26 protein-coding genes, 3 tRNA genes and 1 pseudogene are annotated in these 25109 nt (G+C 52.2%); 12 read left to right on the top strand and 18 right to left on the bottom strand.

Features of this window, described 5'->3' with window-relative positions:
• Window positions 1-64 precede the first annotated feature (64 nt).
• Window positions 65-673 carry a phosphatase PAP2 family protein gene (locus tag IM700_RS03830; RefSeq protein WP_193416317.1) on the bottom strand — a complete coding sequence of 203 codons (609 nt, stop codon included), beginning with the start codon at window positions 671-673 and terminating at the stop codon, window positions 65-67.
• A gap of 230 nt (window positions 674-903) precedes the next feature.
• Here IM700_RS03830 and trhO point away from each other — a divergent pair, with 230 nt between their 5' ends.
• The gene (gene trhO / locus IM700_RS03835) at window positions 904-1797 is read left to right on the top strand and encodes an oxygen-dependent tRNA uridine(34) hydroxylase TrhO (RefSeq protein WP_193416318.1); all 894 of its coding nucleotides are present in this window, start codon (window positions 904-906) and stop codon (window positions 1795-1797) included.
• A 39-nt stretch (window positions 1798-1836) separates the two neighbouring features.
• Window positions 1837-2475, top strand: coding sequence for a helix-turn-helix transcriptional regulator (locus IM700_RS03840; RefSeq protein WP_155607702.1), 639 nt, complete (start codon window positions 1837-1839; stop codon window positions 2473-2475).
• A gap of 35 nt (window positions 2476-2510) precedes the next feature.
• Here IM700_RS03840 and IM700_RS03845 read toward each other — a convergent pair whose 3' ends face one another.
• Entirely contained in the window at window positions 2511-2762 is a 252-nt protein-coding gene (locus IM700_RS03845; protein WP_193416319.1) for a YuzB family protein, read from the bottom strand.
• A gap of 194 nt (window positions 2763-2956) precedes the next feature.
• Between IM700_RS03845 and IM700_RS03850 the strand changes: the two genes are divergently transcribed.
• Entirely contained in the window at window positions 2957-3574 is a 618-nt protein-coding gene (locus IM700_RS03850) for a superoxide dismutase (RefSeq protein WP_155607703.1), read from the top strand.
• 117 nt (window positions 3575-3691) lie between these two features.
• Here IM700_RS03850 and IM700_RS03855 read toward each other — a convergent pair whose 3' ends face one another.
• Window positions 3692-4717 carry a LacI family DNA-binding transcriptional regulator gene (locus IM700_RS03855; protein ID WP_193416320.1) on the bottom strand — a complete coding sequence of 342 codons (1026 nt, stop codon included), beginning with the start codon at window positions 4715-4717 and terminating at the stop codon, window positions 3692-3694.
• 117 nt (window positions 4718-4834) lie between these two features.
• Here IM700_RS03855 and IM700_RS03860 point away from each other — a divergent pair, with 117 nt between their 5' ends.
• Together IM700_RS03860 and manA are read left to right on the top strand one after the other, a co-directional pair.
• On the top strand, window positions 4835-5749 hold the full coding sequence (locus IM700_RS03860) for an ROK family protein (protein WP_155607705.1): 915 nt from the start codon (window positions 4835-4837) through the stop codon (window positions 5747-5749).
• 26 nt (window positions 5750-5775) lie between these two features.
• The gene (gene manA / locus IM700_RS03865) at window positions 5776-6723 is read left to right on the top strand and encodes a mannose-6-phosphate isomerase, class I (RefSeq protein ID WP_193416321.1); all 948 of its coding nucleotides are present in this window, start codon (window positions 5776-5778) and stop codon (window positions 6721-6723) included.
• Between the two features lie 81 nt (window positions 6724-6804).
• On the opposite strand, the gene IM700_RS03870 is transcribed toward manA, so the two are convergent.
• The 5 genes from IM700_RS03870 to IM700_RS03890 all read right to left on the bottom strand — a co-directional run bounded on the left by IM700_RS03870 (window position 6805) and on the right by IM700_RS03890 (window position 11183).
• Window positions 6805-7329 carry a DinB family protein gene (locus IM700_RS03870; RefSeq protein ID WP_193416322.1) on the bottom strand — a complete coding sequence of 175 codons (525 nt, stop codon included), beginning with the start codon at window positions 7327-7329 and terminating at the stop codon, window positions 6805-6807.
• A gap of 48 nt (window positions 7330-7377) precedes the next feature.
• Window positions 7378-7593 carry a DUF3006 domain-containing protein gene (locus tag IM700_RS03875; RefSeq protein ID WP_193416323.1) on the bottom strand — a complete coding sequence of 72 codons (216 nt, stop codon included), beginning with the start codon at window positions 7591-7593 and terminating at the stop codon, window positions 7378-7380.
• An 8-nt stretch (window positions 7594-7601) separates the two neighbouring features.
• A complete protein-coding gene (locus IM700_RS03880; protein ID WP_155607709.1) occupies window positions 7602-8507 on the bottom strand; it encodes a ComEC/Rec2 family competence protein in 906 nt (301 codons plus the stop codon).
• A 135-nt stretch (window positions 8508-8642) separates the two neighbouring features.
• Complete coding sequence (locus IM700_RS03885; protein WP_193416324.1) at window positions 8643-10925, bottom strand: Ig-like domain-containing protein; 2283 nt, start codon at window positions 10923-10925, stop codon at window positions 8643-8645.
• A 172-nt stretch (window positions 10926-11097) separates the two neighbouring features.
• A tRNA-Leu gene (locus tag IM700_RS03890) sits at window positions 11098-11183 on the bottom strand.
• A gap of 165 nt (window positions 11184-11348) precedes the next feature.
• Between IM700_RS03890 and IM700_RS03895 the strand changes: the two genes are divergently transcribed.
• The 6 genes and pseudogenes from IM700_RS03895 (at window position 11349) to IM700_RS03915 (ending at window position 13874) form a co-directional block, all read left to right on the top strand.
• Entirely contained in the window at window positions 11349-11552 is a 204-nt protein-coding gene (locus IM700_RS03895; RefSeq protein ID WP_239483580.1) for a hypothetical protein, read from the top strand.
• 67 nt (window positions 11553-11619) lie between these two features.
• Window positions 11620-12282: an S-layer homology domain-containing protein gene (locus IM700_RS03900; RefSeq protein ID WP_155607712.1), complete on the top strand. Its 663-nt coding sequence runs from the start codon at window positions 11620-11622 to the stop codon at window positions 12280-12282.
• Between the two features lie 264 nt (window positions 12283-12546).
• Window positions 12547-12705: an aspartyl-phosphate phosphatase Spo0E family protein gene (locus tag IM700_RS03905; RefSeq protein WP_204801116.1), complete on the top strand. Its 159-nt coding sequence runs from the start codon at window positions 12547-12549 to the stop codon at window positions 12703-12705.
• Window positions 12706-12916: 211 nt separating this feature from the next.
• Window positions 12917-13129 carry a DUF6199 family natural product biosynthesis protein gene (locus IM700_RS23425; RefSeq protein ID WP_336244879.1) on the top strand — a complete coding sequence of 71 codons (213 nt, stop codon included), beginning with the start codon at window positions 12917-12919 and terminating at the stop codon, window positions 13127-13129.
• Between the two features lie 43 nt (window positions 13130-13172).
• Window positions 13173-13320, top strand: a pseudogene (locus tag IM700_RS23060) (YkvA family protein); the annotation flags it as partial.
• A 245-nt stretch (window positions 13321-13565) separates the two neighbouring features.
• The gene (locus IM700_RS03915) at window positions 13566-13874 is read left to right on the top strand and encodes an SH3 domain-containing protein (RefSeq protein WP_155607715.1); all 309 of its coding nucleotides are present in this window, start codon (window positions 13566-13568) and stop codon (window positions 13872-13874) included.
• Between the two features lie 153 nt (window positions 13875-14027).
• Here the strand turns inward: IM700_RS03915 and IM700_RS03920 are convergent.
• The 8 genes from IM700_RS03920 to IM700_RS03955 form a co-directional block, all read right to left on the bottom strand.
• Window positions 14028-14101: transfer RNA gene (locus tag IM700_RS03920), tRNA-Ile, on the bottom strand.
• A gap of 13 nt (window positions 14102-14114) precedes the next feature.
• A tRNA-Met gene (locus IM700_RS03925) sits at window positions 14115-14188 on the bottom strand.
• Between the two features lie 60 nt (window positions 14189-14248).
• The gene (locus tag IM700_RS03930; RefSeq protein ID WP_167521270.1) at window positions 14249-14413 is read right to left on the bottom strand and encodes a hypothetical protein; all 165 of its coding nucleotides are present in this window, start codon (window positions 14411-14413) and stop codon (window positions 14249-14251) included.
• 142 nt (window positions 14414-14555) lie between these two features.
• A complete protein-coding gene (locus tag IM700_RS03935) occupies window positions 14556-16058 on the bottom strand; it encodes an ABC transporter substrate-binding protein (protein WP_193416327.1) in 1503 nt (500 codons plus the stop codon).
• Window positions 16055-16942 carry an ABC transporter ATP-binding protein gene (locus tag IM700_RS03940; RefSeq protein WP_155607717.1) on the bottom strand — a complete coding sequence of 296 codons (888 nt, stop codon included), beginning with the start codon at window positions 16940-16942 and terminating at the stop codon, window positions 16055-16057. Before IM700_RS03940 ends, IM700_RS03935 begins: the two co-directional genes overlap by 4 nt.
• Before the next feature lie 3 nt (window positions 16943-16945).
• Window positions 16946-19846, bottom strand: a complete 2901-nt coding sequence (locus IM700_RS03945; RefSeq protein WP_193416328.1) for an ABC transporter permease — start codon at window positions 19844-19846, stop codon at window positions 16946-16948.
• Window positions 19846-20955 carry an efflux RND transporter periplasmic adaptor subunit gene (locus IM700_RS03950; RefSeq protein WP_193416329.1) on the bottom strand — a complete coding sequence of 370 codons (1110 nt, stop codon included), beginning with the start codon at window positions 20953-20955 and terminating at the stop codon, window positions 19846-19848. The genes IM700_RS03945 and IM700_RS03950 overlap by 1 nt, the downstream gene beginning before the upstream one ends.
• Entirely contained in the window at window positions 20918-21763 is an 846-nt protein-coding gene (locus tag IM700_RS03955) for an ABC transporter ATP-binding protein (protein ID WP_193416330.1), read from the bottom strand. Before IM700_RS03955 ends, IM700_RS03950 begins: the two co-directional genes overlap by 38 nt.
• A 233-nt stretch (window positions 21764-21996) precedes the next feature.
• On the opposite strand from IM700_RS03955, the gene IM700_RS03960 reads away from it, so the two are divergent.
• Window positions 21997-23598 carry an S-layer homology domain-containing protein gene (locus IM700_RS03960; RefSeq protein ID WP_193416331.1) on the top strand — a complete coding sequence of 534 codons (1602 nt, stop codon included), beginning with the start codon at window positions 21997-21999 and terminating at the stop codon, window positions 23596-23598.
• 82 nt (window positions 23599-23680) lie between these two features.
• Here the strand turns inward: IM700_RS03960 and pyrE are convergent, their stop codons facing one another.
• Complete coding sequence (pyrE, locus tag IM700_RS03965; RefSeq protein ID WP_193416332.1) at window positions 23681-24328, bottom strand: orotate phosphoribosyltransferase; 648 nt, start codon at window positions 24326-24328, stop codon at window positions 23681-23683.
• Complete coding sequence (gene pyrF, locus IM700_RS03970) at window positions 24325-25059, bottom strand: orotidine-5'-phosphate decarboxylase (protein ID WP_239483581.1); 735 nt, start codon at window positions 25057-25059, stop codon at window positions 24325-24327. Before pyrF ends, pyrE begins: the two co-directional genes overlap by 4 nt.
• Window positions 25060-25109: the final 50 nt, after the last annotated feature.

Genomic DNA, 25109 nt, shown 5'->3' on the forward strand with positions numbered 1-25109 from the left:
CAAAACGCACGGCATAATAGCCGCGTGAATGAAAGAGGGCCTTCCAAATGGAAGGCCCTCTTCTTTATTTGCGGCGCCGCCGTACGGCCCCCCATGAGCAAACCTCAGCGATCACCGCTCCTGCCAGGAAGCCGCCGACGATATCGCTGGCATAATGTACGCCTAAATACAAGCGACTGACCCCGATCAGTAAAATGATCAGCAGCACGATAACTGCCCATACGCGGTTCCCCGCCCTGCCGGAGCGCAGCAGCAACAGGGCGATCAGCCCGAAGAAAGCCGCGGAGATCATCGCATTTCCGCTGGGAAAGCTGTACCCGTCCGGCACGACAAGATAGTCCCACAAGTCCGGACGTTCACGAGAGTACAAGGCTTTCAATCCTTTGTTGAGTAACCACCCACCCACCAAACTGACCGTCAGCCAAACTGCATAACGTCCGTTACGCAAGTATACCAGGGTCCAGACGAGAGTGAGCAACAGCACCACAACGAAACCGATCGTCGTCCCCAGCTCAGCAAGAGCGTTCACCGCAGGAGTCAAGCTATCGCTTCGCAGCCCATAGAAGAAATCCCCAATACTGCGGTCAATGGAGCGCAGCCCCTCCGTATGGATGAGCCCGCTCAGCACCGTAAACAAGACGGCCAGAAGGACCGGCCAAAACCATTTTTTCAAACCCGACTCTCCCCTCTCTCCAACATTCACCCGAATCCAAGTTATTTTACCGGGAATCTTGATTTGTCGGCAACCCTTATTTCAAATTTAATTCATTCTAGGTTCTGCAAGGAAAGAATATCCGCTAGACCTGCATTAATATACTTACTATACTTATATATTGACTAAGTTGGGAACCTTGAACTACAATGCAGTAGAATTCAACATAGAATAGATGGGTGATTAAATTAATGGAGCCACACGCTTACCGCGTATTATTATTTTATAAGTTTGTCCGGATCGAGGATCCTGCCGCCTTCACGGCCGAGCATCTGCAATACTGCAAAGAACTGGGCCTCAAGGGACGCATCCTGATCGCCGCCGAGGGCATCAACGGAACATTGTCCGGTACGGTGGAGCAAACCGAGAAGTATATGAACGACCTCAGAACCAACCCGCTGTTCGCCGATATCGTGTTCAAGATCGACGAAGCGGAAGGCCATACTTTTAAGAAAATGTTCGTTCGCCATAAAGAAGAGCTGGTCACCTTCCGTTACGAGGAGGAGCTTGACCCGAACGTCATCAGCGGCAAACGCCTCTCCCCTGCCGAATTTTACGAGCAGCTGCAACAAGATGATGTGATCGTTCTGGACGGGCGCAACGATTATGAATACGACATCGGCCATTTTCGCGGAGCGATTCGGCCAGAGATCGATTCCTTCCGCGAGTTTCCGGAATGGATCCGGCAGAATCTTGGCGATCACAAAGATAAGAAGATTTTGACTTACTGCACCGGGGGCATCCGCTGCGAGAAGCTGACCGGCTTCCTGTTAAATGAAGGTTTTAACGACGTCGCCCAACTGGAGGGCGGGATTGTGACTTACGGTAAAGACCCGCAGGTCAACGGACGTTTGTTTGACGGCAAATGTTATGTCTTTGACGAACGAATCTCCGTGCCGATCAACCGCACAGACGAGGATATCGTAATCGCCAGCTGTTTCCACTGCGGCATAACGCATGACCGGTACATTAACTGTCCTGTGTGCAACCTTCAGTATGTATGCTGCGAGGATTGCGAAGACGAGCATCACGGCTTCTGTTCGGATGCATGCCGGGAGGCAGCCCTCGCCGTCCCGCAAAGCTAAGAATTGCCGGAACCTATCACCCGAGAGGGAGTGTCACGCATGAACACGAACAAAGACCTTTCTACCCGCGAGCGGATTCTTCATCTAATGAAAACCGCCGGACCTCTTAGCGCGAAAGAGCTCACGACAGAGCTGCAGATTACGGAAATGGCCGTACGCCGGCATCTCGGAACGATGGAGCGCGACGGGCTGATCGAGTCGAAGATGATCCGGCAAACGCAGGGCCGGCCAACGGCGGTGTATGGATTAACAGAGCTGGCCGAGGGGATTTTTCCAAAAAAATATCATTCGCTCACCCTGGACCTGCTGGATGAACTGGCCGAGGAAAGCGGCGAAGGAATGGTGGATCGCCTATTTGACCGGCGCAAGGAGAAGCTGAGCCGTAAATACATGGCCGACATGCAAGGCAAATCGCTAACCGAAAAAGTGCGCACGCTCTCGGAAATCCAAAATGATAACGGCTATATGACGGAGCTTGAACAGAACGATCGCGGCGAATACGTGCTCATGGAGCATAACTGCCCGATCTCGCAAATCGCCAATCGTTACAACCATGCCTGCGACTGCGAGCTGAATTTGTTCGAATCCTTGCTGGACGCCGACGTCGAGCGCACGGAATGCTTGGCCCAGCAAGGGAAGAAATGCGTATATGTAATCCGTCAGCGAAACCGCGAATAGAAAAAAAGCAGCCCTTGGGCTGCTTTTTTTCTACGTTATATGTCATAGACGTTTAATTCGTCCTCAATGGCTTGCTTAACGAGCCGGATACATTCCTCCGTTGTCTTGGCGGCAACCCGTTTGCCGTTAACCAGCGCATACGGTCTAAGCTTACATAAGCCGCATAAACTAAGACAGTCCTGGCGCATCACGGCAATTTCCGGATAATCCTCCTCCAGTTGCTCCAGCTCAAGCGCGCTCATCAGGTTGCTATCGCACACTTCAACGATCACAATGCCCAAACCCATGACGTCTTTCACCCCAAACTTGTCGATAACTCTGCTTGAACCATCATTATGAGGATACCAAAATCATTTGTCAATGCTTGCGAATCATTTAACATACTTAACATACATTTATGTTGACTAAGTCAGCATCCAGATCTATAATTAGATTTGTCGGAATTACTATTACATATCGGAGAAGAAAGGATTGATTTGGAATGGCACATCAATTGCCTGCTTTGCCTTACCCGAACAATGCACTTGAGCCTCATATTGATGAAACAACGATGATGATTCACCATGATCGTCACCATAATACGTACGTTACGAACCTGAATGCAGCTTTGGAGTCCGCTCCGGAACTGCAATCCAAATCCGTTGAAGAGCTGATCGCTGATCTGGACAGCGTTCCGGAAGGCATCCGCACCGCAGTTCGCAACAATGGCGGCGGTCACGCGAACCACTCCCTGTTCTGGGAAACGATCGGACCTAACGGCGGCGGCCAACCTTCTGGCAAGCTGGCTGAAGCGATCAACGGCGAGCTCGGCGGCTTCGACAAATTTAAGGAAGACTTCTCCAAAGCTGCGACAACTCGTTTCGGCAGCGGCTGGGCGTTCCTGGCCGTAGACGGCAGCGGTAAATTGTCCGTATACAGCTTGCCGAACCAAGACTCCCCGATCATGGAAGGCAAAACGCCAATCCTTGGTTTGGACGTATGGGAGCACGCTTATTATCTGAAATATCAAAACAAACGTCCTGACTACATCGCCGCTTTCTTTAACGTAATCAACTGGTCTGAAGTTGAGAAACGTTACGAAGCAGCGTTGAACAAATAAGTGGGAATGTGGGCTATGCGCCTGTGTGATTAAGAAAGGGTGTCCCGATGGACCGGTTAACCGGCTCCCTGGGGCACCCTTTTTTTATACATCGACTCCATGCCTGCTCCCGGCTCCTCATGACCTCCGGGCCACCGACTCACGCACCACCAACGTCGGCTGGACCTGCCAATGAATCGCTTCCCGGGTACGGCCAAGCTCCGACAAGAGCAGACTGATCGCCGCGTCGCACATACGCTCCTTCTCTACCCGCATCGTCGTCATGTTGAGCCCTTCGCCGTTCACGTAAGGCAAATCGTCAAACCCGGCGATCGAAACGTCCTCCGGCAATCGCTGGTTTCTCTCCTTCAACAAGCCCGCAAGCAAATAAGCAATCCGGTCATTGCTGCAAAAGAACGCCGTCGGCCATTCGCCAAGCCCCTCCAAAAAGGCATCCATTTCCGCCGTGGTGTAATCATACCCCCGAGAGATCGTTAAGCAATCCGCGTCTCGGATGGCAAGCCCCTGCTCCTTCATTGCCTTCTCATACCCAAACCAGCGCTCCTCATGACTGGTCGACAAGTTCGTTGGCCCGATGAAGCCGATTCGCTTGTGACCGGCTTCAATCAAATGTGTTACCGCAGCGTGAGCTCCTTCCAGATTGGCCGAAGTGACCGCCGGACAAGGCAGGTCGCGGTAATAGGAATCCATTAGCACGAGCGGCGTATCCATTTCCCAAATACGCCCGGCATAAGCCCGATCCGTGATGCCAAATAAAATTACCCCACGATACGGAATATCGGCAAACGGTCCAGGCAAAGAAAGCGACGTTTCCGTCTCGCGATCAAGTGGAGTTATGACGGCGTTAAAGCCTTTTTTACGGGCACTCCGTTCCAAACCCCAGATCATATCGTGAAAAAACTGAAAGTGATCATTATCCTGATAACTCATGATTCGCTCGGGAACGAGCACCAGAATGTTGGCCTTTCCGCTTTCTTGGGGAGCATAGGGTCCATAGCCCATCTCCCTGGCGGTTTGCTGCACGAGGCGGCGCATCTCCTCGCTAACACCCTTTTTATTCATCAGCGCAAGCGACACCGCATTTTTAGAAATCTGGAGGCGGTCAGCGATATCCTGCATGGATATTTTCTTTTTGCGGCCCATTCTTTTCATTCCTTTCGAATCATGCTACACTTAGCCTACATCCTACTTTACAAATACGGTTTTTGTCAAGTTTGTCAAGTTATTAATGAATCTTCACTTCCACAGGAGGTATGAACGTTGAGTTATGCAATTGGTATCGACATCGGCGGCACCAAAACCGCCATCGGGCTTGTTGGCGCAGACGGCGAGGTTCGCGCCAAGGTTTCCTTGCCGACCGATCAGACAGTAACGCCGGAGGTGATGGTCGACCGAATGGCTGCTGCCATCCAGGACATCCTTACCGCACAAGGTATTACGGAAGCCGAGCTCTTGGGAATCGGGGTTGGGGCCCCGGGACCGTTGAATACGAAGGAAGGGAAGATAGCCGAACCCCCGAATTTGCGAAGCTGGTGGAACTTCCCTGTCGTCGCCTCGCTGGCGCGCCATTTCAGCCGCCCGATCCGGCTGGAGAATGACGCTACTGCCGCTGCTTTGGCCGAGAAATGGCTGGGAGCTGCTAAGGATGCCGAACACTTCGTATTTATCACGATCAGCACGGGGATCGGCGCCGGGATCTACTCCCACGGCAAACTCATTACCGGCGCTTCCGGCAATGCCGGCGACGTCGGACATTTCGTCGTTGATCCCTCGGCCGGCACCTGTGTATGCGGGCAAAAAGGATGCTGGGAATACGTCGCCTCCGGCACGGCGGTCGCGAGACAAGCCTCGGCCTTGCTCGGCCGGGAAGTTTCCTCGAAGGAAGCTTTTGATTTGGCGGCGGCCGGGAATACTTCGATTCAGGAGCTCGTCGCCAAGGTGTTTGAGAACATCGGCGTAGGCTGCGTAACTCTGATCAACACCTTTGATCCAGAGAAGCTGGTCATTGGCGGCGGCGTCTCTCAAGTCGGTGCTCCCATGTTTGACGCGGTGCGGGACTATGTGTCCAAGTACGCGCTGAACCCTTCGGGTCGTCAAACACCTATCGTCCCTGCCGCGCTGCACCAAGATGCCGGCTTAATTGGCGCCGCTGCATTAGTTCACATTTCATATTGATCTATAGATAAAGGAGTGCGAAATCCATGAATGAACCGATTTTTCTACAGCCGATTTTTCAAGAACGCATTTGGGGCGGGACGAAATTAAGAGACCTGTTCGGCTACGACATCCCAAATGACCGTACCGGTGAATGCTGGGCCGTATCCGCTCATCCTAACGGACAAAGCGTTGTTCAGAATGGACCCTACCAAGGCACGAAGCTGGGGGATTTGTGGACCTCGCATCCGGAGCTGTTCCGCTCCACGTCCAACGTATTCCCGCTCCTGACGAAGCTGCTTGACGCCTCCGACGATTTGTCGGTACAGGTACATCCGGACGACGAATATGCCGGCCAACACGAAAACGGCGAGCTCGGCAAAACCGAATGCTGGTACATCGTGGATGCCGAACCGGGGTCTGTAATCATTTACGGTCATGAGGCAAAAACGAAGGAAGAACTCGTCACGATGATCGAAAACGGCGACTGGGAACATTTCCTGACCAAAGTACCGGTAAAGCCGGGCGACTTCTTCTACGTCCCTAGCGGTACTCTACACGCGCTTGGCAAAGGCATCGTGGTGCTCGAAACGCAGCAAAGCTCGGATACGACATACCGCGTTTATGATTACGATCGCCGCGATAAGAACGGCAACACCCGCGAGCTGCATCTGGAGAAAGCGATTGATGTCACCACCGTACCGCAAGCCTATGTTCCGGCATCCTACGCAACCTCAACTAATGGCGCGCTGACGGTCACCTCCTTCGTCTCCAACTCTTTCTTTACCGTGGAAAAATGGAACGTTTCCGGCGGGGAAACCGAAGTTCAAGCAAACGAGAAATATACGATCTTCAGCGTACTCGCTGGCAGCGGTACGTTGACAGCAGGCGGACAAAGCTACGACTTGGCCAAAGGCGAGCACTTCATCCTGCCAGCCGGCTTTGGCCCCTACCGCTTAAGCGGAGAGCTGGAAATGATCATGTCCCACGAATAATCCCGATTCAAAACAAACGGACGGAAGCTACCATCCTCAGGATGGCTGATCCCGTCCGTTTTTGCGTTTAGGTCCGCCTGTTTAAGCTTGGGCTTGGGTATAGCGTTCGCTCAAAATCCGTGTATGGTGCTGTGCATGCCCCGCGAGAATGTAGGCGAAAGCACGAGCGGAGGCAGGTCCGCCGGCGGCGGTTCCCGTGCGGGCCCATGCAGCGTCGTCCAACTGGCGAGCCAATACCAGCGTGGCTTCCCGCACGATCTCAAAGCCGCGCAGCAGTTCCTCTAGAGACAGCCGATCAAACCCGGCATGACGGGCGTACAATTCCTCGTCGAATCCTGCAAGCGGCGTCGTGTCGCCGCGAGCGATCCGCAGCATTCGATAACTCATGATCCGCTCCGTATCGGCCATGTGGCCCAGCACTTCCTTGACGCTCCATTTCCCTTCGGCGTACCGATAGTTGGCCTGCGTTTCGCTGGCTCCGCCCCATTCCTCGCGCAATTGCTTCGTCTGCGACTCCAGGAAGGCAAGCAGATCGCCTTCTGGCACTTCGTTAATGTAGGGTGCAAAATGCTCCGCGTATTCCCCTGTTTGCGGTCTAGTCAACATTTACTTCATTCCTCCTCTTATTTTAAGATTACTGGTAAAGATTAAGCGTTATTCTTCTTCCCACACTTCTTCCATTAAGGCGTGGATTTGGCGGGTCCTCCGCTCGGTCTCCTGCTTGTTGGGAACCCATTTCTCTCCATCCCATTCCACAACGTCTCCCGGCTTGGCTGAAGGATCAACCTGAGACCGCGGGATGTTCCGGAGGTTCCCGCCCGACTCCAGGATACAGACTTCGCCTTCAAAACCTTCAACGATATGGACCATCCCCATTCCTACCTTTCCGTTATAATTTGATATCCTTTACCATCACTGACGATCTCCACAGTACCCTGTAGATCGTTGCGATACACTTCCACCTTCTGTTTGGCTAGTCGGTCCAAAATCGTCTTCGTCGGATGCCCATAGGAATTCTCGCCCACTTGGATCACCGCGTACTTTGGTTTAACCGCGTTCAAGAACCGCGCCGTGGTTGACGATTTTGAGCCATGGTGTCCTACTAGCAGAACATCGGCGCGGAGGTTCGCTCCTGATTCGAGCATCGCCCGTTCGCTTTCGGATTCCGCATCTCCGGTCAGTAGAAACGAGGTATCACCATAGGTCACCTTAACGACTGCGCTCATATTGTTATTGTCGTCGGTTGACGTTGCCGGGGCTAGCATCTTCACTTGTACCTGTTCGTCCCAAGCAAGATCCAATCCGGCCTTGGCCGTCTTGACTTTCAATCCTTTGTTGCGAATCGAAGTCAACAACGATTCAAACGTCTTCGTGTTGGACTGAACCTTCGGCATATACACCTGGCCAATGTCCACGCGATCGATCACCCGATCCAAACCGCCAATATGATCCGCATCCGGATGCGTCCCGATCACGAGATCCAGATGGCGTACCCCATAAGCTTGCAGATAGCCTAGCATCTCATCTTCCTTATCATTGTTGCCGGCATCGATGAGCATCGTGTGCCCGGAGGGGCTGATCAGCAATTGTGAAGCGCCTTGTCCGACATCCAGAAATAGGACGCGAAGTTGACCTTCGTCCTGCTCTTTGGAAATCCATGACGCGTTCTCCCCCGGTTGTCCCCCAGCCGCCTCCCAGCCTTCCAGCGAGCAACCCGTAATCAGAACGCAGAACCAAAGCAGGTATCCCCAAACTAACGTCCTTCTTGTCTTCTGTCTAATCATAGATGATCGTCCTCTTCCCAGAACATTTGTTCCAATTATAGGGGAAGCCCTAGCCTAAAATCAACCAAAATTTGCTAACTCGCAAAAAAAGAGCCCGCCTTTACGAAGGCAGACTCTTGGAAAAAACGATCTACATTACTTTACCGAAACGCTAACCGTCACCGTTTTGCCGCCGTATTGCGCTTTGATGGAAGCAGAGCCTTTCGCTACCGCTTCAATCTTGCCGGCCGACACTTTGGCAACATTCGTCTTCGAGCTCGTCCAGTTGGCGCTGCCGGTCACGGAGACTACTTTACCGTTATCATAAGTAGCCGTGAGCACGAGCGTTTTAGCCGATCCTGGAGCCAACTGCAGTTTTTTCTCGCTAACCTCCAGTTTCATCAGCTTCGGAATCACGTTCACCTTCACGGTTACCGTTTGGCCTTGGTAAGAGCCGGTCAATGTCACCGAACCCTCAGCAATGGCCTTCACCGAAGAGGAAGAAACCGTAGCGATATTCTCGTCGGAGGAAACCCAGCCCATTTTGGAGGAGAGGGTTACCTTTTTGCCGTCCGTGTAATACCCCGTTACCTTAATCGATTTCGATTTCTTGATATTCAGCTCGAACGATTGTGGCTCCACAACAATCTTGGTAATTTTCGGTTCGATGGTCACGGAAAAGCTGACCGTTTTGTTCTCAAAAGTCGCTTTCAGCGTAGCGGAGCCTTTGCTGAGACCTTTGAGCTTCTTCCCGTCTACCGTCGTCTTCAACACTGCATTGGAACCCGATACCGTCCACTCTACACCCGTCGGATTCGCTTGCTCTACCCCGTTTTCGTAGACAGCCGTGATTTGCGGCAGAGCAGTTTCCGTCCCGATGACGATACTCAACGAATCTTCCGAAGCGAGCAAGGTTAATACCTTTTCCTTTACGCTCACCTTAACCTCGACGGTCGTCCCCCGAATCGGGAAGCTCTCGTTTGGCGTCAGTCCTGTTCCGGCTTCCGTAAGCTTCCCGGTTAACGTTACCTCGGCGGATACTACCGAATCATCCAATTCTTTCGTAACGATTTTCCCGTCTTCCACAATCGCGATATTCTCTTGACTTGAGGTCCAAGTGATTGCATTGCTCAGATCAACGGTTTCTCCGTCCAACTTCGTGCCCGTGACTTTCGGCAAGCTGGCAGATCCCCCTAGATAAACGTCCATTTGGTCTTTCTCGACTTCTAGTTTGGTCACTGTAGGGAGTACCGTTAATTTCATACTCTTGCTTACGCCTTGGTAGCTGGCTTTAATCGTGGTCGTCCCCGTTGACTTGGCTGAAATTACACCTTTGTCGTCCACGGTGGCGATTAATTTATTGGAAGAAGACCAATCAGCGACATCGCTAACGTCCTGCGTTTCGTTCGCTTTGACGCGCACGCCGGCATCCATGGCCAGCGCTTCGCCGATAAACATCATTTGATCGCCGGATGGCGTCAACAGGATCGCCTCATAAGGAGCGCGCACATAAATATCAACTTTGACTTGCTCCCCCAGATACGATGCCGTAATCGTTGCTTTCCCCGTGGATACGATCTTGACCGTTCCGTCTTCCACCGTAGCTACGCCGTTGTCCGTCGAAGCCCAAGTCGCTTTATCCGAGACGTCGCTATTGGTGGTAGAATCGCTAGCCAACACTGTTTTGACCCGAAGCTTCACTTCCTTGTCGGCCATGATCAACTCAAGGTCTTCCTTCTCCTGAATCTCCGTGTCGGTTGTTCCAACCGTCTGATACAATTTCAAACCGGAGTACGGCGAAGTTACCTTAGCTTTAAAAGAAGCAGTCAGTCCGGCATATTTGGCCGTAATCGTGGCTTCCCCTGAACCGGTTAACGTTATTTGGCCTTTCTCAACGGTTAATACCCCAGCATTGGAGGAGGTCCATTCCGCATCGGCCGTAACATCCTTTGGTTCGATCGAGGCGTTGTCCACCTTCGCCTTAGCCGTAACGGTTAGATCCGATGCGGAACTGTCCAGGCTATATTTCCCGTCCAGTTTGTAATCCAAGGTTAACGCGGTGTAGGTGTCCGTAACCTTAATCGTGATCAACGATTTGGAACCGACTTGCGTTGACGGATTATTATAAGACGCCGTAACGGTAGCTGTGCCGCTCTTGAGCGCTGTCACCAAACCTTCGTCAACCTTGACGATACTCGCGTCGGAAGTGGTCCAAACCACGGTGCTGGTCACGTCCTTCTTTGAGGTGGACCCCTCTACCGAAGCCGAAACCTTGAGCTGTTTCGTTTTACCCACGCCAAGTTCGATGGTCGTATTTTCTCCATCGATCGCAATGGAGTTGATGTCCCCCGTTGCCGCAAACACGCCCGTCGGAACCATTACCGAAAGGAGCAGCGTCAAGACGAGCATCCAATACGTCATTTTCCTGTTAGCAATCATTGATTTCTCTCCTTTATCTTCATTGCTAAATTACCGGAACCTTTTTCCAGCCCTCTGGGTTTTATATCGACATTTGGTACATATTTCGTAACGTTTTTTGGCGAAAATAATCCTTTTTTCCTATAAAAAAAGAGCGCATTCGTTTATCGAATACGCTCTTTCTTGTTCTAGATGCCGAGGACGGGGGTCGAACCCGTACGATGGTCACCCATCGCAGGATTTTAAGTCCTGTGCGTCTGCCTATTCCGCCACCCCGGCACGTCAAGAAAAATCCCGTATTTATGATTATATACAGATTTCGAATCAAATTCAACCAAAAATCTGGACCAGCCTTTTCCGATAAACTATTCGATTGGGATTTATGATAAGTTAGTTGTAGCACGTTGATCGGCTCGAATTTCAGGAAAGGTGAGGTTTGGTTTCATGCATGAATTAAAAATGGCGGTTACTCTCGGCCATCAAGTGGTCGTTCAGCTCCAAGATGGACAAATGATGACGGGACTGCCTAAATGGGGTTCCGCACCAGACAAAGTACAGCTGCGAACAACAGAAGGAGCTGTGTGGGTTCAGCTTGACGAAATCAATCATGTGACGCGAATCATCCCGTTTGGAAAATCTTTCGGATAGTTTGCAACATTTTCAGTAAGCTCTCGTCTAGTAGTTGTCAAAAATAACAAGACGAGGTGATGACCCCATGTTTAAACGTAATTTAGCCCTGTTGTCCGCCACTGCCATTCTGAGTCTGTCGCTTGCCGGAGAAAGCTTTGCCGCCGCAGGCGCCTTTAAAGACGTAAGCCACTCCACCGCCAAAGATAGTATATCTGTACTGCAGGCCAAAGGAATCGTTCGCGGCGTCGGCGCCGACAGTTTTCTGCCGGACGACCAATTGACCACCAGCCAAGGCGTTCAGCTCATCGTTAACCTGCTGGGGTTGGAGCTCAAAACGGAGGTCAACCAGGGAGCAAGCGACTACTTTACTAACGTCAAGGAAGATGCTTGGTATGCCCCGGCGTTCGTGATCGCGAAAAATAGCGGTTTTGATCTGGAAGCAGCCGTGAACCCGGACAAGCCGATGACGCGTGAGGAATTTACCCATCAGCTGATTTTGGCGATGGAGGAGCATGGCGATTTGCCAAAGATCAATATTAAACCGATCGAATTTACCGATGACGACCAGCTCACCGTTTCGTATCAGGGAACCGTTCAGCGTGCGCTCGTACTGGGGATCGCCAAGCTGGATGAGAACAAGCAATTCCATCCGGGGGATCAAATCACCCGGGCCGAGGCCGCCGTACTGACTTACAACGCGGTCGAATATTTGGCTGCGCACCCTGCGCCGACTCAAGATAGCAAATAATCGCGTCGCTTTCGCCGATAAAGGACCGCCCACCCGCGGTCCTTTTCTGCCTTTCGAAAAACCTTCAATTTTAATAAAATTCACTGAATCGACAGTTTTTTGCATATTATCTCAGGATTTAGGGAGGATTTACAAAAACGGACATAGAAAGTATAGTTACCACTTTAGCCTGGTGCGGACAGATATAAAGTGGGATCCGCAGGACGGTCGCCAGTGCACAGCGGACGTATACAATAGATACTTCAATTCTGGGAGTTGTTCGCCTTGGATCTTATCCTCAAAATTGAAGAGCTCCGGATGGAACTAAACAGACTCGCCGGAAGCAAACGTCTGGTCGATAGGGAACTGGTCATGGTAAGTCAACGACTGGACGAGTTGCTCAACGAATACCATCGATTGGTGATCCAAAAGCAAGTCAAATGATTCAGGGAGCCGCGAGAGCGGCTCCTTTTTTCATCAGGATAATTTCCCGAACCTTCTCATTAATGATATTAGCAACTACGAAACTGGAACCCAGAAAAAGTCCAGTCGTATTTCCATATATAGATAAGAAATCTCGGACATTATTACTTATCTACCCCGTCTCATTTTGAAATAAATCCATAATGGTTAGGGAGGGCTTAGTATCGGATTCTTGCTTGTTATTATCTCACTTGTCTTTATCGGACTAGGGGTCCTCGTTCGAAGGAAGCCCGATGTGTTCTGGCGAATGGACGAGGCCTGGAAAGTTAGAGGGGACGCGGAACCCAGCGAGTCCTATCTGGAATCCATGAGATTCAAGGGGTTCGTTTCTCTGATCATCGGAGGGTATTTTCTAATTTGGGCACTGCTAGTGATCTTTCTATAATACTGGATGGGTCTTATCGTTATTTGCCATTTGCGTCGTCGCCTTTGCCTTCAGTCCAATTGATTTGATACCCGATTTTATCCCTGTATTAGGGTATCTGGATGATGTGATACTCATTCCGCTCGGTATTACGATCGCTTTAAAAATGATCCCCGAGTCCGTGATTCGGGAACATGAAGCTGCTGCAGAAGAACGTATGAAGAGCGGCAAACCTAAGAATTGGTTTGTAGGAAGCCTCATCTTACTCGTATGGATCGTTGCGATCATTTGGATGATTTGTCTTGTTTATCGACATTAGTGGTTAATATATTCCACGACAATCCAAAACATCTATATACATACCTTCCTTATTATGTTATGGTAAATTAAGGTTGGCCAACCTATTTTTTATGATAATGTATGTTCCAAATTTCACATTCGAAGAGGAGGTTTTTCAATGAAAAAGATAGGAACAATGATCATTTTATCCATGTTCTTGCTTTTCCTTTCACCTTCTATCGCGCCCGTCCAACAAGCTCACGCAAGTGATGAGTGGACTGCGGTGGTAACAACCGATGGATCGAACTTGAATGTACGCAGCGGTCCAGGAACTAATTATTCCATAATAGGTAAATTCGCGAATGGAACTGTCGTCAATTATGGCGCTATAGACCCTATACCTTCTGCAGATTGGACTTATGTATGGGGCAAAGATATAAATGGCAAGTCAATATCAGGCTATTGTCACAATGACTATCTTCGTTGATTGAGCGAAAATGAAAGCCCCACTAACTTGAGTGTTAGTGGGGCTTTCATTTTTCCGACGGATCCGAGCCGGTGACGTTTCATCGAATATTCCCCAATCTTAATAACCACATAAAAAGAAACCCCCTTGATGATCAAGGGGGTTTCGCACGTATGGGCCCTACAGGACTCGAACCTGTGACCAATCGGTTATGAGCCGACCGCTCTAACCAACTGAGCTAAGGGCCCGGGGAAGCTTGGATTGCGGGGGCAGGATTTGAACCTGCGGCCTTCGGGTTATGAGCCCGACGAGCTACCGGGCTGCTCCACCCCGCGTCAATAAATAGCGACAATTAATAATATACACGATTCCTGCGGGGCACGTCAAGCAATACATTATGGAATGAAGCGTACGCCGTATTTGCCCTTGCGCGAGCGAAAAATTTCAATTTGCCGCATGTCGTCGAAACCGTAGATCCAGCCGTCTTGCTCCAATCGTCGAGCCAGGCATCCGGCTTGGAATTTCGTTCTGTACAATTTATTGAAATAGATCCACCGCATGACTTTTTCGTCCATCCTTTCTTCAACTAGAGCAAATTGTCCTTGCCTATAGAATACCCAACCTTAACAAAAAAAGCCGCCGGATTCTGCCCGGCGGCCTCGGATTGCTCTGGTAATTTCTGTTCTTTCCTGGAACTGCGGATTAACCTTTAATAATGGTTCCGTCAGCGGCAGCTCCTTCTTGCGGAACGAATGGCGTACCATCCTCCTGGAATTGGGTCTTCGGATTGTTCTTAATCTCCTGCAGCATCTTGTTGCCCTTTTCTTCCCATTCCTTGAGCGCCTCTGCCGGCGTTTTCTTGTTCTCCAGGACCTCCTGGAAGAACTTACGCCCACTGTCCGTCACGCTGTAAAGCCCTGGTTTCTCGCTCATCAGCTTATCCTGCTTCGGATCGTTAGGAGGTGTTGGCTTCAGCAAATAAAACGCCTGGATATTGTAATCGAGCCCGGATTTCGGCTTGATATACGATTTACGGGCCAGCATCTCATACGAGTTGCTGCGCGATTTCAATTTCGCCCAATCTTCTCCATTAATGAATTTGATAAAGTCCCAGGCCGTATCCGCATTAGGAGCCGCGCTGTTAATTGCGAACGTATTGCTGAGCCAAATGTTGCCGCCAACGCCCGGCTTCTCTGGATGAGACGGCAAAGTCACGACATCCCAATCTACGGGCTTGAAGTTTTTGATTTTCGAAGCATTGTTATTGGCATCGGAAATTTCATTGATGTAGTAGCTCTCGCCAATGGTCATGGCGACTTTCCCAGATAGGAACAGATCGCTGCTGATCGAAGACCAATCACTACCGTCCATCGGATTGCTGGTGTTGTCCGGAATTACTTTGTCTTTCGATAGCTTGCTGATCGTTTCCCAAACCTTGGTCCACTGCGGCGTGTTGACCGTCATCGTTTCGGCTTTGTCGTCGTAAGTCTTCAACTGCAGCGAGTTGACGTAGCTGTATTGCATATCCCAGAATGGGTCATTGCCTACATAACGGTTGAAGGAGAATCCGTAAACTCGGTCTTTACCTTCCCCTTTAGCCACCCGCCGTGCCAGGTTAAACACGTCATCCCAAGTCATGTTATCGGTTGGCGGCTCTACGCCGGCATCCGTGAACATCTTTTTATTGTAGTACAGGGCCGAAGAAGAGAAGCTAGGCGTTAAGGCGTACAAGCTGCCTTCCCCGAGATCCTTAATTCCGTCAATGACTGCCGGGACATAGTCGGACGTATCGAATTTGTCTTCCTGAATCAAGGGATCCAGCTGCTTCACCATATTTTCCTTGATCAGTTGGTTCAGCACCGATGTATCGGTTACGACAACGTCGACTGGATTGCTGCCCGTCATAATTTTCTTCATATTATCCAGATAATCGGGTTGCACGTAAGGCTGCGAGTTATCTTGATAACGGTATTGCGACTGGTCGATGGCAGGCACAACCTCGATACGTACGTTTTGATGCGTAAACTCATAGACATCGGTATATTGCTGCCGGAAATAAGAATCGTCATAACTGCCATAAAGCACGCCGATACGCAGCACTTTCTCCTGTTCAGGGTCCGCTGCCTTGCTGCCGTTGCAGCCAGCCAGCAGGCCTAATGCCAGCGTTGCCGCTAGCGAAACGGATAATAATTTTTTCAACCTCATGATGGATCCCCCTCCAATGATTTAGGTGCGGTAATAATGATTTTCTCCCCGTCAAATTCCATGCTCGCCCGGCCGCTGATCCCGACGGATTCCAAATATTCCTTCGGAACCTGCAAGCGCCCCACGCGGTCGACAACGACGAAGGCTTCGTGAACCTCCTGAAGTCCGCCCGCACCGAGTTCCGCTGCCGCCAAATCGAGATTCGGATTCCGCTTCAAGAATTCAGTGCTCGTCAATCCGTCGCGGATAGCGACCACGCGGTCCACTTTCCCTGCGAGCGTTAAATCGTGCGTGACGATGACAACCGTGATTCCAAGCTCCCGATTCACCTCGCGAAAGATCTGCATGATCTGATCGGAGGTTGCCGTGTCGACCGAACCCGTCGGTTCGTCGGCCAACAGCAACTTCGGCCGGTTGGATAGCGAGATGGCAATCGCGACCCGCTGCTGTTCCCCGCCGGAGAGCTGATGCAGCTTGTTATGCATTCGGTCTTTCAGACCCACTCGTTCCAGCAGTTCTCTTGCATAAGCCCGATCCAGCTTGCCGGTGAGCAGCATCGGCATTTCCACGTTCTCCAGTGCGGTCAAATAAGGAAGCAGGTTGCGGGCGTTATTTTGCCAAACAAAGCCCACCGTATTCCGTTTATACTCCACCAACTGGTCATCGCGGATCTTGAGCAAATCCCAACCTCCGACGGTAACTTGACCGGCCGACGGGCGATCCAAACCGCCGAGGATGTTCAAGAGCGTCGATTTGCCGCTACCGCTATTGCCGATGATCGCCATCATCTCGCCCTGTTCTACGGTTAAGTTCAGGCCTTGGAGCGCAACAACTTCGATATCTTCGGATTTAAAAATTTTGACAAGTCCTTCGCAATGAATCATCCCTTAGCGCTCCTCTCCCATTTTTACCGCCTGATGCACGCGCAGTCGCCGGATTTGCCAGAAGAGCAGACCGGCTCCCATCAACAGCATCACGAACACGACGACGTACAACTGCAGGGTGTCTTGGGAATCGAACACGATCCGAAACGGAGGCACTTGCGTTGTCACGTTGTCTGCCGTTTGCAGGAATGGCAAGTACAGCTTACCGGCGATTTTCCCGATGACGATCCCAAGCACGATCGACAGGCCTGCGGTTAGGATTTGTTCAGCCAGCAGCATAAACGTCAACTGCTTACGAGATAAGCCCATTGCCCGCAAGATCCCGAATTGGACGACCCGGCCCGACAAATTGAAAAACCAGTAAAGCACATACCCAATCAACGAAACGATCACCGAGACGAGAAAGCCGAGGCTTAATATCCCGAATACGCCGCCCCGAGTCGGGTGCTTGCTCTGGGCCGCTAATTCGCTGCGTACATCGTCAACCGAATAAAGTTCGATCCCTTCGTTCGCCAGCTTGGTAATCAACGGCGCAACCTTGGCTCCCGGCTTCATTTTGAGCCATACCTCATACGGAATGAGGGGAACCTGGTCGTAGATATAATCCAAATTCGCGATAATAAACGGCGTTTGGTCCGGGTATTGGCTAGGCCAATATGGCAAGATTCCATAAACGGCAAATTCCACCGTCTGCTCACCCAAGGCCACCGTAAACACGTCGCCCGGCTTCAATTTGTATTTCTCCGCCAAGGTAGACGGTACCAAAGCCGCGCTTTCATTCATGCCGAGAAAATTCAGATAGTTGAATGGGTGCGTCGGAAACAGATCGTTCCGGAACCAAGCCACCTGGGCGAAATCAACATTGTCGATCCCCATCACGTTGCCTTGGCCCGCCGAACGGCCGGAGACGATGATATTCCCTTTCGTCTGCAGCACGCGCGCCGCATGCTCGACCCCATCCAGTTTTCGGAAGACCTCGAACGGGGGCTCGGAATAATTCACCTTTGTCGGAGTGGGGTTCTGCCCACCGCCGCCCGGTCCGCCACCCGGTCTTCCTCCCGGGTTCCCGCCGCCGCCTGAACCTCCAGAGCCCCCGCCTTGACCTTGGCCGGAGCCTCCTTGGGAAGGGCGAGTAATCTCAGGCGTGCCTTCCCATACCGTCCGCATGATCACGTCCGCTCCGTATTTATACAGCGTCCGCTCCGTCGAATTCAGGTCGATCGTCCGGGCTGCCGAGGCGTTATATACCCCTAGTCCCAGCGTTAACACGAGCAGGATCATCAACGGATAATAGGAGGAAGACGACCTGGATAATTGGGTCAAGCTTAGGTAGTACGGAACCGGCAACCACTTCTTGCCGATCCAGCCGATCAACTTCAGCAACCACGGGAATACCCGCAGGAAAAATAGCCCGATCGAGAAAATCGCCAACGCCGGAACGAAGAACAAAAACGGCTGTACTTGCAACTCATCCGTCGTCATCCCCGTCTGGAACGTCAACATCTGGCGCTGATTAAACATGTAATAGCCGTAACCCGAAATCCCCATCAGGACGATATCCAGGAACCACCGCTGCCAGAACGGAGCCCGATCGGAGCGGGCTTGCTTCTGCTTGGTCTTGACGATCGAAGATCGGGCGAACGAGACCGCAGGCAGCAAAGTAGCCAGGATGGCGATAATGACCGCCGCCGCGCCTAATGCCAGAGCGTCGAAATTGAATCCGACCGGAATGGACTTTCGATTCACGAAGGTCAGGAAGCCGTCCGCCGATCCGATGCTCTTCGACATAAACCAACCAAGCAATGGGCCCGCGATCAACGCGACCGCACCCAGAATCAAGCTTTCAAATAAATAGATCAAGATAATCTGCTTCGTGGAAGCTCCGCGGCTTCGCAGCACGGCGATATCGCTCTGCTGCTTGTCGAGGGCTTGGCGGGCGTTCATGACGATATAATAGAACACCATAGCAATCATCGGTGCCGCCAGCGTAAACAACAGGGTCTGCATCTGCAAGCTTTGCTTGCGGAAATCATTCAACAGACTGCCGAAGGAAACGTCCACCTTTGTGTCTTTCAGCTTCTGGTACAACTCCACATTCAGTCGGTCCAACGTGTCCGACAATGGAGACAGCTGACTCGTTTTGATCTCACCGAGATCGAAAGCGTAATACCAGCTGGAATTATGCAGCGGAATCGATAAACGATTCAGCAAGTTTTCGTTAAACACTTGATCCGGGACGTAGAAGTTGTTCATCATCCCTTCAAAACCCTGGTACCAATACGGATCATTTTCATTAGCCAGTTGGAAGGTGCCGACGATCTTAACTTTCAGCGTCACGTCAACGCCGCTGTACACAGGATACTCCATCACGTCGCCAACGTGCAGGTCCTGGCGGTACATCGCCTCCTCCAGCATCAGAGCCTCAAGCGTATCGCCGTCGGCTCGATCTGAGTACAGCTGGCCGCCGGATAGGGAAATATGATCCTGCAATCCGCTCATAGACACAATCGACATCGTCCGGGTACGGCTTGCATCCACTTTGGTTGGATCCTCCGGGAATACCTCCGTGCTCCGGATCGACCGCGTATTGACGTAGGCGTCATGAGGGAAGCCGATTTCTTTCGGCACCTCGTCGACGATATATTGATTAACGGCCGCAAGAGCAGCGGGATCCGTCTTCGTGCCGCCCGAAGCCTGATAGCTCATGATCAGCGAACCCGCAGGAAGCCCTTCGCTTTCGGCTTTCAGGGTGGTCGCGACGACCCGTTTCAACGACCCGTCGGAATACATCGGAATGCTGACCGTAAACGAGACGGCGACGATCAGGCCCAGTAAAGTACTTAACGTCAGCCATTTCGTGTTCCACATTTTGCGGAACAGCAATCGTAATAAAGGTACTCCCATTAACGACCCACTACTTTCTGTCCCGGCGTGAGTCCTTTAACGATTTCCACGTCGGTCGAGGTTTGAATGCCTACCTCAACATCGGCTTCGCGTTTCGTTCCGTCCTCCTCTACGACCTGGACGTAAGTGCGCGAGCCGATCGTCCGCAGGGCGGAAATCGGAATCAATACGGCGTTTTCCTTGCGTTCCGTCACGATGGACACGCTAAGCGGACGGCCGCGTTCAATGCCCTCCGGCCATTTATCGAGTTGAACGACCAGATATTTATCGATCGTATCTTTCTCTGGAGGAGTGGCTCCACCCCCGCCGCCGTTACCGTTTCCGTTATCGGATGAACCGGTATCGACCGGCATCACTTTTACTTTACCGTCGAATACGCCGGCCGCATTGATGTCGACCTTCGCCTTCATGCCAACGGCGACCTTCGCCAAATCTTCCTTGGCAAACTGAGCCGCTACCACCAGTGACGATGTATCGGACAACACCGCTACCGTGTCGTAAGCTTTAATCGCCGCACCCTTCTGGGCGGAGACGGAAACTACCGTGCCGGAGAACGGCGCCCGCAAGGTACCGTCCGCAATCGTTTTCTCCAAATCCTCCAGCGCTTGGCGCTGTTCCTCAAAAACGATAGAGGCTTCCTCGAATTCGATCGGGTCCTTCTCATCCTTCGTACGCAGCAGCTCCTTCATGGAGATTTCCTGCTTGCGGAATTCCAGCTTCTTCTTGCGCAAATCCTTCTGCAGGTCTTCTACGTCCAGTTGAATCAGAGCGTCGCCCTGCTTGACCTTATCTCCCGCCTTGACCATGACTTCCTTCACGTGGAGATTATCCTCCGTAAAAAATAACGGCTCCTCCCGCTGGCTCATGATCTTGCCAACCGCACTGACTTTGAGCTCTATCGTCTCCGTGCGTACCTCATACTCCGGTTTCTTCGAGATCGTCGGCGGCGTGATGACCGGCAGGTCCTCCTCCGCTTCTTCGTTCGGCAGCAAGGCACAGCCCGTGGATGCCACCAAAGACAAGCTTAGGGATAAAATCCCCAGCGTTCGAAATAGCCCCGATTTCCCTCCTTTACCCGATAAATTTGCCATCCACCATTTCGTAAACATGGTCCGCTACCTCCAGGATTGTAGGATCGTGTGTGGTCATACAGATTGTCACGTGTTCGGTCTGTATGATGTTCTTGAATACTGCCATGACTTGTGCTCCCATTTGCGAATCGAGATTGGCCGTCGGTTCATCCGCCAACAGTAGCTTTGGACGGTGAGCGATCGCTTTGGCGATCGCCACCCGCTGCTGTTCCCCCCCGGACAGTTCGAACGGACGGTGGAACATCCGCTTGCCCAGCCCTACGAGCTCCAAGCAGTGGGTTACGCGCCGCTTCCATTCTTGGGGCGGAACTCCCGCCATTCGGAGCGACAGCTCGACATTCTCCCAGGCAGACAGCAACGGAAGTAAAGCATACGCTTGGAAAATAAAGCCAATCTGATCCCGGCGCAGCAGCGTCCGTTTATCGTCGTTCAACTCATGAAGCGGCTGGCCTCGGAACCAAATTTCGCCCGACGTCGGCTGGTCCAATCCGCCGAGCATATTGAGCAGCGTCGTTTTGCCCGAGCCGGAACGCCCTTTAAGCATCACCAACTGACCGGAAAGCACCTCCATGTTGATCCCTTTCAAAACCTGGATTTCTCCTCCGCCAACCGGAAAAGAACGCCGAACTTCTCTGACCGACAAGATGGGTCCGGTCTCTTTCTCCGGTTCTTCTTCTAGCGCACGAGTTGCAATGACCTCGGCGGTTGCATCCTCTATGGCCGTCTCCTCCGAGGAGATAGCGACTTCCGCTTCCGCCTGCGGGACCGGAGAGTCCGCTCCGGACTGAACTTCGACTTTTTCTGGTTTACGAAGCCATCGCATCATCGTGTATCGTTCTCCCATTTTCCTAATTTGTGATTCTGCCTCGTCTTGCTCTTCTTGACCTTGTCTAGCAATTCATTTACGTCTTGCATTATAAACGAAATACTATGGCAAAAAGTTACAACGAAATGAACGAACGGGAACATTTTTCTTCCAGATTTTAAGCGCTGATGCTAGGTTACAATCCTGTTAGAATTAAGGAGAATTCTACTAGAATCGGCAAGGAGAACTACTTCATGAAAAAATTGATTCCCCCTTTGCTTGCAGTGACGTTATTGCTTACCGCCGCTGTTTTCCGCCTGCAGCCGGCAGCTGCCGACAAACTCCCGTATACGGATATATCGGCCAGCTATGCCAAAGATGCGATCATTCGATTACATGCCAATAACGTGATGAAAGGAACATCCGAGTCTTTGTTTTCCCCTACCCGCTCGATAACTCGGGCGGAATTCATGACGACACTAACGCGGATCTTCCAAGTCAATCCGGCGGAATCCGCCGTTCCGGCCTATCGCGACGTTCCGAAGAGCGCTTGGTATTACGGTACGATCCAGGCTGCAACCGAGCTTGGCCTGACGGAGGGTATGGGCGACGGCATTTTCCAGCCCGAACAGCCGCTGACCCGCCAGGAGGCCGCGGCTTGGCTAGTTCGCGCGCTGAAGCAAACAGTGTCGTCGGCTAACGCACCGACCAGCTACAAGGACGAAACGTCGATCGCCGTCTGGGCCAAACCGTATATCGGCTCGATTTCGCAGTTGGGACTGATGCAGGGCAGCGGCGGAATGTTCTACCCGGCGCAGGCGATCACCCGTCAGGAGACTGCGGTCATCCTGGACCGGTTGCTGCAGGACAAGCGCTGGACCGATGCGATTGCAGCGAACAGTAATCCGGGGATTCGCATCGGCTGGCAATATGGACAATCCACTGAAGCTTATAAGAAGTCGGTTCTGCAATCGAACGTAAACGTGCTTGCGCCTAGGTGGTATTTTCTCGAAAGTACCGGCAAAATCTCCGATTCCAGCGTTCCTCCCCTAATAACCTGGGCCAAAAGTAACGGCAAACAGGTATGGGCCATGGTCGGCAACCGGTTTGATCAGGAAACAACGCACAAGATGCTCGCTTCCAGCTCGTTGTCCTCGGATGCGATTCAGAGTTTGAAGTCCTATGTACAAAAATACGGGTTGAACGGCATTAACGTAGATTTCGAGAATATTGCGGCCTCCGACCGGAGCTTGTTTACGTCATTTATCAGCAAGCTAGCCCAGGAGCTTCACTCCGTTTCCGCCGTATTGTCCGTCGATCTTCCGCCTGATCTTGGCACCGACTGGTCGGATGCGTACAATTACGCCGAATTGGCCAAGAGCGCAGATTACCTGGTCGTTATGGCCTATGACGAGCACTGGAGCGGAGCTTCGGCCGGTTCGGTCGCTTCGCTCGGCTGGGTACAAAAGCACCTCGACAAACTGCTCGCCAAGGTACCCGCCGACCAGCTCGTCCTTGGAATGCCGCTATACACGCGGGATTGGAGCCTGAGTGGCAATGGGGCTACTTTGTCATCGGAGGACATTTCCCTCCCCGAGCAAAATAACCGGGTCAGCCAATATGGAGTAAAGCCGAAATGGAACGCGGCGGCAGGCCAGTATACCGTGGAATATCGGAAGAACGGCACGCTGCACAAAATATGGCTGGAGGACGCCCGTTCTCTATCCGAGAAATACCGGTTAGGGGCGAAATACGGCATCGCCGGGTATGCCTACTGGCATATCGGCGGAGACTCGCCGGACGTATGGACCAGCCTGAAGAATGCGGAGAAATACGAGGGATTTTCGTTTAAGTAAAAAAAGGCCACCCGTGAGATAAGCGAATGCGCGCTTCTCAGGGGTGGTTCTTTTCTGTATAACAATAGTCTGATTCACACGTCTATTCCGCGTTACCGAAAGAAGCGGGGTCCTTCCGCCAAGACTGGAGGAGTTCCAGATCTTCCGACTGGATGTCGCCGCGCTTCACGGCAACGTCAATCAGCGCCGTATAGTTGGACAGGGTTTGCAGCGGGAAGCCCGCATCGGCAAAGGCCTGCACGGCTTTGTCCAACTGATAGCTGAAGATCGCCAATACGGCCAACGGCTCCGCCCCGGCGTCGCGAACGGCTTGCGCCGCCTTAATCGAGCTGCCGCCGGTGGAGATCAAATCCTCGATGACGACAACCTTTTGCCCCGGTTTGATCAAACCTTCGATTTGATTCTCTTTGCCGTGCCCTTTGGCCTTATCGCGAATGTAGGCCATCGGCAGGCCCAGCTTCTGCGAAGCGAACGCCGCGTGCGGGATGCCGGCCGTTGCCGTTCCGGCGATCACCTCGGCATCCGGGTACGTTTCGCGAATCATGGCTGCAAACGATTCAGCGATCAAGTCGCGGATTTCAGGGTACGACATCGTAAGCCGGTTGTCGCAATAAATCGGCGACTTGATACCTGAGGTCCAAGTGAACGGCTGATGCGGACGGAGCGCCACCGCCCCGATGTCCAGCAGACTTCCGGCGATTTGCGCTTCTACCGATTGAGTGTTAGTCATGACAACATCATCTCCTTAATGATCGATTCCGCCGCTTCACGCGGATTTGGGGCAGCAATGATCGGCCGCGCAACGACGATGTAATCCGTGCCTTGGGCCATCGCCTCGCCTGGTGTCAAAGTGCGCGACTGATCGCCTTGCGGGCTGTTCGCCGGGCGAATTCCCGGCGTCACGGTCAGGAAGGCTTGTCCGCATTGCGCTTTGATCGCCGTCACCTCAAGAGGCGAAGCGACAACGCCGTCCAGACCGGCTTGGCGGGCCAATTCCGCGTAATGCACAACAGCTCGCTCCACTTCGCCCGGAATGCCGATTTCCTCGTTCATCACTTGGCGGCTCGTGCTCGTCAGTTGCGTGACCGCGATGATCTTCGGCATCGTCAGCGAACGGTCGCTCTCCAGCGCGGCCAAAGCCCCCTCCCGGGCCGCTTTCATCATGTCCAGCCCGCCTCCGGCATGCACGTTAAACAGATCCACGCCTAGCTTCGTGACACTGTTTGCCCCGCCCTTGACCGTGTTCGGGATGTCATGCATTTTCACGTCTAGAAAAACGGAGTACCCCCGCTGCTTCAATTCGCGGATCAATTCTGGACCAGCCGCGTAAAACAGCTGCAGCCCCACCTTCATGTAACAAGGGATCCCCTCCAGCTCCTTCAGCAGCTTCCGCGCCTGATCCGCATCGGGGAAGTCCAGGCCGACGATCAGTTTCCCTGCCGCATCTTCAAACGAACGCAAATCCGCTCTCCTCCATTCATGCTTGCGGCTCCGAAGCATGATGCTTCCGA

The sequence above is a fragment of the Paenibacillus rhizolycopersici genome (genome assembly GCF_014947195.2).
Classification (GTDB): domain Bacteria; phylum Bacillota; class Bacilli; order Paenibacillales; family Paenibacillaceae; genus Fontibacillus; species Fontibacillus rhizolycopersici.